Raw genomic sequence first — 12,076 nt, forward strand, 5'->3', positions numbered from 1 at the left:
ACCGGCACAATTGATGGTTTTGGGAGCCCACTTGAGGGTGAATTCCGAATTCTGTACCCGCGCCCAGATGGTGTGCGTTTGGTTGTTCTTAAGATTTTCAGGAACTATTAAGTTGTATCCATGAGCACCATTGCCTTTCCCGGCATTCTTTAAATCATCCCGGAAGATGTCTGCCAATGTCGATCCAACGGGAATGGCACTACCAGTCGTTGCTCCATCGAGAAATTCGACGATGACTGGTGTGTTGGGTTTGTCACGATTCCAGACCCAACCAGAGACTGTGTTGCAGTTGACCTGATCAAGGTACCCTTCAAAGTTACCGGTGACGACCGGCATTCCATTAGCGATCACTATGAGATTGACCACAAGGTCGGTTTTGAGCGATCCATCGGTGGCTGAGTAAATTAGCTGGTACGTTCCCTGTTGGTTAGGGATGCCACTAATGACGCGTGATTCGGGGTTAAAATTAAGGCCGTTGGGCAATCCAGTGAGTGAGTATGTAAGCGGATTACTATCGGTGAAGACCGCAAGAGCCCCTGAGTTATAGGCAATATTGATGGTGGCGGATAGGGTAAATGCAACTGGAGCAACTGGGGCTTGGTTATCAGGTGTCGGAGTTACATTTTTAGTGACAATAAATGAGCGTTCTACCGGTGGGGCATATTGGAAGCTACTATTCCCGTGCTGCGTAGCTCGAATCGTCACGCGGCCTATTCCACCAGTGAGATTGATTTGTCCGTTACTAATGAAAGCGGGTCCTTCAATTGCAAACAGACTGGTCGGTAGACCTGATGTTGCCGAAACGTGTGGATTAAACGGGGGGGCGGTCGGTAGTCGATCAGATATAGATGCAAAATCAATTGTCTGAGAAGCTCCTGGACAATCTAAGTAAAGAAACTTCGTATGAGTAGTGCTTAGACCGTTCGCATCGGTTACATCTAGTACAACACCGTACCAGTAACTTGCTGTTCCGTCGCAACTTCCTTCCGATACGGTTACTGCCCCGGTTTGATTGGCAACTGTAGTTACCACATGCCGGTGATCGTTATGATACAGATAAACTGTCCATCGATAGGATAACTGACCAGGCGATTCGGTATCCGTTGCCGTTGCATTCAGATGAATGGTGTATGGAGAGGATATAGTGATGTGGTTCAAATTATCCACACTGGTGGATAGGATTGTTGGGGGGGTATTGTTAACGGAAACTACCGTCTGAGTCGAGTTCGTTTTATTTTGTTCGTCTGTAACCTTCAACGTAATCGTGTAGGATTTGGGGGTAGCACTGGTGAAAGTTTTTGTATAATTCATCGCAGTGCTTTTGGCACCGTCGCTGATATTCCATTCATATTTTAAAGGTTTACCTTCTGGATCGTAGGATTCTTTGGCTGAGAAAGTAATATTTAATGGACTATTACCAAATGTTTTATCCTGTGTGATTGCTGCGACTGGAGGTTGATCGTTGCTCACTACGAATCGACGGATTACGCCTGCTTCACCAAATGTTATATAATACAGGTTGCGGTCATAAGGATTGAACGCAACATGCGTAAGGCGCTGCCCCCCGGCATCAGTTACAATTTTTTTAGTTGTTTTAAACAGGCTGTTAACCTCGGGTTCATTATCGTGGCCAAAACGCATCCCGGCAATCCACCCGGCATTGTAATCAGCAAAATAATAGGTGTTTTGTAACTCTATCGGATAGTTACCCCCTCCTTCATGCCAGGCTCCTCCGATTACACAACCACCTTCAAGAACCGTATTGTTTAAGTTGATAACGGTTTCGCCCTGAACGATTTCGGTATATTTGTTATCCCGCCACTGAATCCTGGGTTTAACCGGACTGATCGGTTCAAAAGCCTTGGTTTTCCAATAGCCCTCCCGGCCTTTCAGGATTCCCTCATAGTAAGGCCAGCCAAAGTTCTGACCTGGCTGAGTAACTACATTGAGTTCTTCCCAATTAGAAAAGCCAACATCACCAATATAAATAACCCCTGGTTTACCTTCCTGCGGATTGGTACTGCCACTTCCAGGGCGCACAGATATCCGAAACGCCTGGCGTAATCCCAGCGCATAGACTCGGTTTTGAGCTGCCCGGAGACCAAGGCTGGCATCGTAGAAGGGATTTGAAGGTAGCCCATCGCCGGTTTCGGGATCAATCCGCAGAATTTTACCGGACAACGAAAACAATGCCTGAGCCCGATAAGCCCCTATATTCTCCGTAACCCTATTTTTATCGTAATACCCCGGTTTGCTGCAAGATTCAGGGGTCGTAGTACCAGGGTTTGGAATATATTTAATGATTCCCTCCTGCATAGCCAGATTGACCCAAGTCGTACTGTTACATCCAGTGTCTACTTGCTCGAAACTGGAACCATCACCAGTTCCTATCAAAATAGAGCCATCGGTTCCAGTTGCCAACCCTCCACCGAGGTGAGATAGGGTCAGAACCGGCACACCAGTGTCATGGGTTTCGCCGATCAAGACTTTGCGACTGTTTAGGTCTACAGAAAAATCAGCATGTACATGAGCCGTATATCGGGTAAGACGACCAAATGACGGATAGTTTTCTAAAGAACGGTTTTTATCATAACCCGGCTTACCAACGTTCTTATACCAGTACATATCGACGTTGTAATAGAGATAGAACCGCCCGTTTTCTAAAAAATCGCGGTCTAGTGTCATACCGAGCAAACCGTGGTCACCGTAGTTACCAACTTCTTCTCGGATGTCTAACCATAATGTCGGCGTAGATTCTCCGCGTTTTACTCGATACACAGCTCCATATACGTCATGTGTGTACAAGTTACCGTTTTTATCAAAAACAATTCCAGTTGCACCACGAATGGGCCCCGCATAAACCTGATCCTCCAGATTAACACCAACCTGAGCGTAGATTGATGATGCAAGCAAACATAAGAATAGTACAATGCATGTACGTGTGGTAAAGGCGTTTAGCATAGAAGAATGGTTTAAAGAAAACAATAAAACCTCAGCCAGAGTGAGAATAAATAGAAGAATCTGAATATTTTTTGAAAGATAGCGAACAAAAACTGGCCTACAAAAACTTAAAGTTACTTTAACCAAGTATACTGTTAATTAACAAAACGCCATAACATGCTGTATCGCTCGAAAGCGTCGGCTTAAGAAGTTTTATATACTACAACTCAAGGAATCGATTAGTCCTAATAATCCCCGCCAGCACCGCCCCCGCCGAAGCTGCCGCCCCCGAAGCCGCCGAAACTGCCGCCACCACCACCTCCGCCACCCCAATTGCCGGACGAACTGCCCCAGCCGGAGAACGTGGAGGTCGGGAAAGGAACCGGAAAGAAACCCCCGCCCCGGTTTCGGTTGCTGCCACCCCCGCCCCGGTTCCGGCTGATCCAGATGATGACGATGATCACAACGAAAATGATCACAAAGAAGAGGATGCCGTCACCGCCACCGCCATCGTCCGACGGATCGGCTTTGTATTCGCCACTGGCCCGGCGAATGATTTCGTCGGTCGCTTCGTCCAAACCGGCGTACCACTGTTCGCTCTTGAAACGCGGGACAATAATCTGGCTGACAATCCGCTTGGCAATGGCATCCGGAATCGCCCCTTCCAGGCCGTAACCCGTAGCAATAAATACCTTGCGGGTTGATGGTACCCAGGTCATTACCAGGCCGTTGTTCTGCCCTTTCTGCCCCACGCCCCACTTGCGGCCGATCTGAAAACTGTAGTCGCCAATCGGGTAAGGTTCGGTGGTTTTGGCAATCACAATGACGATCTGAGTGGACGTCGAGTCGTTGTAAACCCGTAGCTTTTCCTCCAGTCTCGCCCGTTCGTCTGCTTTCAGAATCCCCACAAAATCATTGACCAGACGCGGTGGATTGGGTCGGGGCGGAATGACATCATCCTGGGCGTAGGTCCGGAAAGAAACCACGGCCAGCAGAAGAATCAACAGAATTCGAACCGGTATTGCAAAGCGATATGTGACGAAGGGAAGTTTCATTTAGTGTGAAATTTCGTCGGAAAGCTCGTTAGAGTCATTGTCCAGACGAGGAAAATACTGTCGTAACTGCTGTCCTGCCCGTTCAATTCCCAGACAGAACCCTTGCGTAAACCGACCGGCGCGAAAATTGTCACGCATAATGTCTTTGGTGGTTACCCAAAAGTCTTTGGGCACAACCTTATTGATGCCTTCATCGCCCAACACGGCAAACTTGTGGTCTTCCGTCGCCAGATAAAACAAAACGCCGTTGCGCTGGGCGGTTTGGTCCATGCTCAGTTGCCGGAAAACCTGCACCGCCCGTTCGATGACGTCGGGTGTTGGACAATGCAGCTCGAGATGGACCCGGATTTCGCCCGAGGTTTCCAGTTCAGCCGACCGAATCGCCTGAATGATCTGCTGCTGTTCCTCGGACGTGAAAAGGTTGATTGCGGACATAAAGGAATTATGAATTAAAAGTTAAGAGTTAAAAATGACTAGCTGAATGCGTCAGCCAACCGCACGGGCGGCCCCGTCATCACTCTTAACTCTTAATTTTTAACTTAAAACTGAACGGCTGGGGCATTCTGGGCGGCTTGCGACGCTTCGAAGAAACCTTTCGCTGAGAAACCGAAGATGCCGGCGAAAATATTGGCCGGGAACGTGCGGACGGAGACGTTGTAGTCTTTCACGGCCGCGTTAAAATCGTTCCGTGCCACACTGATGCGGTTTTCGGTGCCTTCCAGTTGTGACTGAAGTTCGGAGAAATTCTGCGTGGCTCTCAACTGCGGATAGTTTTCGGACACCGCCAGCAGACGCGACAGCGTACCGCCTAACTGATCCTGAGCCGCCTGGAATTTCTGAACATTTTCGGGCGTCAGTTGGTCGGCGGTCAGTTGAACGCTGGTGGCTTTCGAACGGGCTTCCATCACTGCTGTCAGTGTACTTTTCTCGAAATTGGCGGCTCCTTTTACGGTGTTCACCAGGTTCGGAACCAGGTCGGCCCGGCGTTGGTATTGCGTTTGGACCTGGGCCCATTTTTCACCTACATTCGCGTCTTTTCCGACGATACCGTTATATGTACTGCATCCGAAAAAACCAAAAATCAGAACCAGGACGATGCCAATAATAAGACCTTTAGACATGTTTTTTATCGATTAATTTGTTAGCAAAGTTCGTTAAAACCGGATCCGTATCCCAATAAATTACACGGCCGGACGCTTTCGACCGTAATCCCTCCGCCGGGGTTGATGATTGGAAACCGGCGCAGGCGAGTGGCAGGTGATTTGGGGGAATAACTGATTACGGATACCAATTGATTGGTAAATTAGTAAAAATATTGCCGCAATGCCGTTATTTAGCGTTTTACATCAATGAATGGGTTGTATACGCTAAAAACGGCCCGGACTAAACCGACTTTACGATGAATCTTTCGCTTACCGGAAAAACCGCTATTGTCTGTGGAAGCACGCAGGGAATTGGCTACGCGACCGCCATTGAACTGGCGCTATTAGGAGCGAATGTTACGCTGCTGGCTCGCAATGAAGAGAAACTGAAAGAGGCCATTGGCTCATTGGACACACAGCAGGGGCAGCAACACCGGTATCAGGTAGCCGATTTTGCCAATCCGGAAGACGTGAAAACCGCCATCGATGATTATCTGACTGACTTTCCGGATGTTCATATTCTGATCAACAATACCGGTGGCCCGGCAGGCGGCCCGCTGATCGACGCCAAACTGGAGGAGTTTACCAAAACTTTTGCCGCGCACTTGCTCAACAACCAGATTTTAGCGCAGGCTGTGGTCCCATCCATGAAGCGGGCGGGTTATGGTCGGATTGTCAACATTATTTCCACGTCGGTGAAACAACCCATTGTTGGGCTGGGCGTTTCCAACACCATTCGCGGGGCGGTGGCGCAGTGGGCCAAAACCCTGTCGCTGGAAATGGCCCAATTCGGAATCACGGTTAACAACGTGTTGCCCGGTTATACGCGTACGGCCCGTCTGGATGCCGTGCTGACCATGCGGGCGAGCGCGCAGAATCAATCACGGGATGAAATTGAAGCCCAGATGCAAGCCGAAATTCCGAGTCGGCGGTTTGCAGAAGCAGAAGAAGTAGCGGCAGCCGTGGCTTTTCTCTGCACACCCGCAGCGGCTTCGATCAACGGAATCAATGTGCCGGTGGATGGTGGAAAAACCGGTGGTTTGTGATTACCGGTTAAACCGTTCAAACGACTCCTGCAACGGTTTAAACCGCTCTTCGGTAATCGGGAAATCGCCGTACCAGATGTATTCAAACTGGGTCGTCAGGGTTTCGAATTCTGGTTGCTTCGGCGATTGCGCCAGTTCGTAGACGTAGCTGCGGTTGGTTTTATTCGGTTTCCAGTCGATCAGGTTGTGGTTGCTCAGGTGTTTCAGCGTTTGCAAATAGAGCAACCGCACCGCCAGTCGGTAGTTTCGCTGGTCGATGGCCGCATTGATCTGTTGCTCAAAGTCGATTTCGTGAATATTTTCAGTCAGCGTTTCATAAGTCAAGGCTGCTCCCTGTGATTTTTTACTGAAAATGAATCCCATGATTTCGGCCTTGATGATCAGCCAGACTACCAGACTCGCGGCAGCCGCCAGAAACACATATTGCCAGAAATTCTGGTAGGATTTGCTCGTCAAAAATTCGCCCACTTTTTGCCAGAACCAACTCCAGAACTTGGACCACAGATTGTTGCCCGGTTTAAAGTCCTGACCGTACTGGTAATCGCGGTCGTTGCGGTAGTCGTTCAGCTTGGCCGTCGACGGTTTTCGCACCCGGATCGGACTGCGGTCGTCGGGAGCCGGTTGCGCCTGCGCCGTGTCTTTGGCCTGGGGAACGGGCAATTGGGCCATTGCCGGAAAACCGGTCAGGATCGCCAGGAGCAACAAACCGGTCAGGCGGTTTTTCGCCTTACGGTTAATAATCACCTTCATCGCTGGAACGGGGGATGGGTGGGGGCGTGGACGATCCAATGCTGTCGATGGCCGACAGAATGCTGCGGCCATCCCGCAATTCAACCAGGTTGAAATACTGAAAAGCGATGCCCAGGGCGATAAGCGATGAAACTACCACACTGCCGACCGTACTAAGGATGCTGGTCAGAATCGTCACGTAAACCGGCATACTGGGGACGAGTTTCAGCGCGACCATCATGCTGACACCGGCTGCGGGCACATTGAAGGCAAAACTGAGAATATAGGCGATGAAACTGATGATGATGATCAGCCCGAAGGTCGACCACCAGTGATCGCGAATCAGTTCGAAACATCGTCCCATAAACGTGCTGGCCGAACCGTCTTCCAGGACCACGACCGCCAGTGCCAACGAAAAGACAACGCCCAAATAAATACCCGGAATCAGGAAAAAGAGCGTGGCCGCAATGAGGAGGACGCCAACCATCAGCCAGGTAATGACAGCTCGCCCAAAGGCACTCTGCACCTCCGCCCAAACCGCTTCGACGGTGATGGGCTCGCCTGGGTTGCGGTTGTAGACTTTCAAATGACTGTAGACCGTGAGGTTAACCAGCAGCGGGATGAACAAGGCAAACACAATGGCCACCAGGTAATAAGGGCTCGAAATTTGTCGAATCATCCACTCATTCATGCGGGGGGGATTCACCCCGGTTGGCTGGGTCGACAGCATCGATGCCGATGCCATGCCCGACGCAATCCCCGCAATCAGCGCCGGAGCCCCGGCAATGTAGAGCAGCGCCGTGCTGAGACTGCGGATTTGCTTGACGGCATACTGGATCGTGGCGTTGATTTTTTCGCCGAAATCGCGCGTTTGGTAGAGGTTCATAGTTTGTTATTCGTTTAATGAATAGGAACACCGATTGAACGGATTGAAACTGATTTTATCCGTGGAAATCCGTTGCATCCGTTCAATCGGTGTTCCCATCAACTGTAAACTTCTTTTCCAGTTGGATGGGATACAGAATAAAATACCAGACAATGAACGCGGCCGACGCCAGAATAATGGCAGCGCTAACCACCGGATGCAGCGGTAACCGCGTGACGAAACTCTCCAGAAAACCCGCTGTGATGAAAACCGGTACGAGCCCGATCACAATTTTGAGCCCCTGTTTGGCCCCGCGTTTGAACGACTCCAGCCTTGACCAGGTGCCCGGAAACAACAAACTGTTGCCGAGTGTCAAGCCCGCGCTGCCCGCAATCACAATCGCCGAAATTTCCAGCGTTCCGTGAATCCAAATGGTCAAGACCGACGGCAGCAGCAAACCGCGTTCGTAGAAAAAATACTGGAAAGCGCCGAGCATCACGCCGTTCTGAAACATGACGGCAATCGTTCCGAAGGACGCAAACAAACCCAGAATGAACGCGATGAACGAAACCCGGATGTTGTTGACGGTAATGCCCATGAACATATCGGCCTGTCCGCTGCCTTTGTAAACCGCCAGCGGATCGCCCTTCCGGATGTTTTCGAGCGTCATGTTGACGTAATCATCGCCCAGAATCAGCCGGACAAACAACTCGTCGTTGGCCGCCGACACCCAGCCCAGCGCAGCCGCTACCAGAAAAATGACGAACGACACCAGCAAAAGCCGGTGTGATTTCCGGAACAGCAAAGGCAATTCTACCGCCCAGAACTGGACAAAACGGCTGCGTTCCTCCCGTTTGTTGCCCATCAGCCGCCGGTGCATCGTGGCCGCCAGACCGTTGAGATACCGGGTGACGGGCGACGTGGGGTAGAATGTCCGGGCATACGACAGATCATCGGTCAGTTCGATGAAGTGGTCGGTCAGCACGTCGGGGTTGGAGCGGTCGTTGGCAGTTACCGGTTCGCTCTCGATCTCCTTCCATTTTTCCGTATTCTGTTTGATAAAAGCCGCTTCGCGCATGAAAAAACCGGGTTATGGGCCGAAAGCCATTGGGTTGGATAAGTTGCAAATCAAATGCCATATTTCAAAGCCGCTCATACGAACGGGGACAATACGGTCGATTTCGGCAACAAATAGCCGTTGTCAAAGGGTTTCTCCGTAAGTTTGTAGTTTCTGTGTGTATTTGGCTATTTTATGAAAGTATTGTTTGACCATCAGGCCTTTACAGGGGTGCGGTATGGCGGAGTGTCCCGGTATTTTTACGATCTGATGGTATCGCTGCAAAAAAAAGGCGTTGAAACCCAGTTGTCGCTTTTGTTTTCCAACAATGCCTACCTGCTGGAAAGTGACGCGTTTCGGGTGCAGTCTTTTTCGCATTTTCTGGGGTTTATGCCCACCAATATGCTCTTTTCGCAGGTGAACCGGTTGTGGAGCGTGACCCAGTTGATGCGAAATAATTACGACGTTTTCCATCCTACATTTTTTCACCCGTACTTTCTGAAGCACACGAAAAAACCGGTGGTGTTGACGTACCACGATGCCATCAAAGACAAGTTTGGGCCCGAATTCGGCCACATCGATAACGCGTCGAAGGAGTTGAAGCAAACCCTGTTCGACCGGAGCGCCCAGATCATTGCGGTTTCGGAAAACACCAAAACCGATCTGATCGACCTGTTCAACATCAAACCGGAGAAGATCACCGTCGTTTACCACGCGACGGCTTTTCAGACGCTGAAAGTCCCCGAAGCCGTTCAGATTGAGGTGCCGGAAGCGTATTTGCTATACGTCGGTGCCCGCAACGATTACAAAAATTTCATTCCTTTTCTGAAGGCGATGGCGCCGACGCTCAAAAAACACGGTCATGTTCAGTTGATCTGTGCCGGGGGCGGTTCGTTCAGTCCGGAAGAGACGCAATGGATTCAGCAACTGAACATGACGGGCCGGATCAGCCAGCGCAACATCGACGATTTTACGCTGTATCGGCTGTACCAGAATGCGCTGGCATTTGTTTATCCGTCGCTCTACGAAGGCTTCGGCATTCCGATTCTGGAAGCTTTTGCGGCCGGTTGCCCGGTGGTATTAAGTCGGGCGTCGTGTTTTCCGGAAGTAGCGCGGGAAGCCGCGTTGTATTTCGACCCGGAATCGGCGTTGGATATGCAGCAGCAAATCGAAAAAATCATTCTGGACGAGCCACTGCGCCAGTCCCTGGTCCGGAAAGGACGCGAGCGGGGGCAGCATTTTTCGCTGGAAAAAACGGCGAGTCAAACACTTCAGGTTTACCAACGTATTGCATAAGTGAACAGAGCGAAGAAAATCCTGCTTTTTGATACGATCATCGACGGCCACCATGCTGATTACCTGACGCATCTGATCGCCTACTGGGTGCAAAATCGCCCCGAAGGTGAACTGATCGTCGTTACGCAGCAATCGTTCGGGAAGCAATTTGAGGCCTTGCTCGAAGCCAAACCGGGTGTCGAAAACATCCGGTTCGTGCCCATTTCGGAGGAAGACATTGAAACCGTACACGGAGCGTCGATGGCGACCCGTTCGTTCAAGGAGTGGAATCTGGTGTTGAAATACGGGCAGACGCATCAGCCATCGCACGTGTTGCTGATGTATTTCGATCTGTTTATGCTGGCAACCTGGCTCGGACGGTCGGCGCCCTTTGCGGTTTCCGGTATTTATTTTCGGCCGGATTTTCATTATAAAACCCGGCCCGGCATCAAGGCCCGGCTGAACGGAATCCGAAAAAAAGTAACCTTGAACGGGGTTCTGAATCGGAAAGGCTTAACGAATCTGTTTTGCCTGGATCATTCGGCGGTGGAGGGGTTGCGGGAGTTGAGTCCGCACGTGAAAATCTGGCCACTGGCCGATCCGGTCGAATCGTATGCCATTGCGCCCGCCGAGGTCGAACACCTGCGAACGAAACTCCAGATTTCACCCAACCGCCGGATTCTGCTGCTTTTCGGGCATCTGGACGACCGCAAAGGCATTGAACCGCTGCTCGAAGCGCTGAAACTCCTGAAACCGGCGCAGCAACGGGCGTTGTGTCTGGTACTGGCCGGGCCGATTCAACCCGGTTTTCGGGAAAAAGTCGAACGCAGCATGGCTGAGGTCGGGAGCGACATGCAAATTGTGCGGGTGTTTGACGAAATAAAAGGGCGGGAAATTCAGGTGTATTTCGAGTTGTCGGACTACGTTTTGGCGTTATACCAGAACCACATCGGCATGGCGTCGGTCGTGGTGCGGGCTTCGGTTTCCGGAAAACCGGTTCTGGCGTCAGATTACGGTTATCTGGGTCATCTGGTGCAAACCGAGCAACTGGGGGCCGTGACGGATGCTACCTCGCCGGATGCGATTCGGGCCCTTCTGGAACGGATTTTGACGGAAACACCACCGTATTCGAAAACAAATCTGCAAAAGTTAGCCGATCGCAATTCGAACGTTTATTTTGCAGAGACGATTTTTAATCATCTTTGATTGAAAGCCTTGCCAGGAAAACCAGATTACTATGACCGTTTCAATTCAGACCTCCCAAAACGTTACGCTGGAATATGAACCCGCCAGTTTGGGCGACCGGATTCTGGCGTTGTTGCTCGATTACCTGATTCTGCTGGGATGGCTGATTCTGTATTTTGTGCTGACCAAACTACTCCCCGGCGCTTTCCGGAGCCCTTTCTGGACGGGCCTGTTTTTGCTGTTGCCGTTCATGCTCTATGATCTGCTGTGCGAAACGTTTCTGAACGGGCAGAGTCTGGGGAAAATCGCGATGAAAATCCGGGTGGTGATGCTCGACGGATCACAACCTGGTTTGGGCGCTTATCTGCTCCGCTGGCTGCTCCGGATCATCGAATCGCCGATGTTTTTTGGCGGTATGGTGGCCGTCATTACCATTGCCGCCAACGGTCGTGGCCAGCGAATTGGCGACATTGCCGCCGGTACCACGGTAGTGAAATTAACCCGTCCCGTCACGCTGGCGCAGATTACCTACCGGGCCTTACCCGACGATTACCAGGTGCGTTTTCCGGAAGTGTCCCGGCTTTCCGACCGGGATTTGAACATTGTCCGGGAGGCTTTGCGGATGAATAATCCCGAAATCAGCGGTTTAGCCGCCAATAAAGTCAAGCAAGTCATCGGGGTTCGGTCGGAACTGGACGATACCACGTTTCTTCGGACGCTGATCAATGATTACCAGTTTTTAGCCTCTTAAAGCCTGCGCGGCTCGATTCCGCAGGGATTTA

11 protein-coding genes are annotated in these 12,076 nt (G+C 50.9%); 4 read left to right on the forward strand and 7 right to left on the reverse strand.

What is annotated here, in order from left to right; genetic code table 11:
- The 4 genes from FH871_RS27560 to FH871_RS27575 form a co-directional block, all read right to left on the reverse strand.
- The coding region (locus FH871_RS27560; protein WP_171062973.1) for a PKD domain-containing protein at positions 1 to 2,961 on the reverse strand (2,961 nt) is incomplete at its 3' end.
- 224 nt (positions 2,962 to 3,185) lie between these two features.
- Positions 3,186 to 3,995, reverse strand: coding sequence for a YgcG family protein (locus tag FH871_RS27565; RefSeq protein WP_138994645.1), 810 nt, complete (start codon positions 3,993 to 3,995; stop codon positions 3,186 to 3,188).
- Complete coding sequence (locus tag FH871_RS27570; RefSeq protein ID WP_171062974.1) at positions 3,996 to 4,430, reverse strand: TPM domain-containing protein; 435 nt, start codon at positions 4,428 to 4,430, stop codon at positions 3,996 to 3,998. It lies immediately after the preceding gene.
- Positions 4,431 to 4,534: 104 nt separating this feature from the next.
- Positions 4,535 to 5,116, reverse strand: a complete 582-nt coding sequence (locus FH871_RS27575; protein WP_138994646.1) for a LemA family protein — start codon at positions 5,114 to 5,116, stop codon at positions 4,535 to 4,537.
- 278 nt (positions 5,117 to 5,394) lie between these two features.
- Here FH871_RS27575 and FH871_RS27580 point away from each other — a divergent pair, with 278 nt between their 5' ends.
- A complete protein-coding gene (locus tag FH871_RS27580; RefSeq protein ID WP_138994648.1) occupies positions 5,395 to 6,183 on the forward strand; it encodes an SDR family oxidoreductase in 789 nt (262 codons plus the stop codon).
- Here the strand turns inward: FH871_RS27580 and FH871_RS27585 are convergent, their stop codons facing one another.
- The 3 genes from FH871_RS27585 to FH871_RS27595 all read right to left on the reverse strand — a co-directional run bounded on the left by FH871_RS27585 (position 6,184) and on the right by FH871_RS27595 (position 8,855).
- Positions 6,184 to 6,933, reverse strand: coding sequence for a DUF4129 domain-containing protein (locus tag FH871_RS27585; RefSeq protein WP_138994649.1), 750 nt, complete (start codon positions 6,931 to 6,933; stop codon positions 6,184 to 6,186).
- Positions 6,917 to 7,798 carry a hypothetical protein gene (locus FH871_RS27590; protein ID WP_138994650.1) on the reverse strand — a complete coding sequence of 294 codons (882 nt, stop codon included), beginning with the start codon at positions 7,796 to 7,798 and terminating at the stop codon, positions 6,917 to 6,919. Before FH871_RS27590 ends, FH871_RS27585 begins: the two co-directional genes overlap by 17 nt.
- Before the next feature lie 82 nt (positions 7,799 to 7,880).
- Complete coding sequence (locus tag FH871_RS27595; protein ID WP_138994651.1) at positions 7,881 to 8,855, reverse strand: stage II sporulation protein M; 975 nt, start codon at positions 8,853 to 8,855, stop codon at positions 7,881 to 7,883.
- Positions 8,856 to 9,029: 174 nt separating this feature from the next.
- On the opposite strand from FH871_RS27595, the gene FH871_RS27600 reads away from it, so the two are divergent.
- The 3 genes from FH871_RS27600 to FH871_RS27610 are packed head-to-tail and all read left to right on the forward strand — an operon-like array spanning position 9,030 to position 12,045.
- Positions 9,030 to 10,130, forward strand: a complete 1,101-nt coding sequence (locus FH871_RS27600) for a glycosyltransferase family 1 protein (RefSeq protein ID WP_138994652.1) — start codon at positions 9,030 to 9,032, stop codon at positions 10,128 to 10,130.
- Positions 10,131 to 11,315: a glycosyltransferase gene (locus tag FH871_RS27605; RefSeq protein ID WP_138994653.1), complete on the forward strand. Its 1,185-nt coding sequence runs from the start codon at positions 10,131 to 10,133 to the stop codon at positions 11,313 to 11,315.
- Positions 11,316 to 11,346: 31 nt separating this feature from the next.
- Positions 11,347 to 12,045, forward strand: a complete 699-nt coding sequence (locus FH871_RS27610) for an RDD family protein (protein WP_138994655.1) — start codon at positions 11,347 to 11,349, stop codon at positions 12,043 to 12,045.
- The last annotated feature ends 31 nt before the right edge of the window (positions 12,046 to 12,076 follow it).

The organism is Larkinella sp. C7 (assembly GCF_006149005.1).
Classification (GTDB): domain Bacteria; phylum Bacteroidota; class Bacteroidia; order Cytophagales; family Spirosomataceae; genus Larkinella.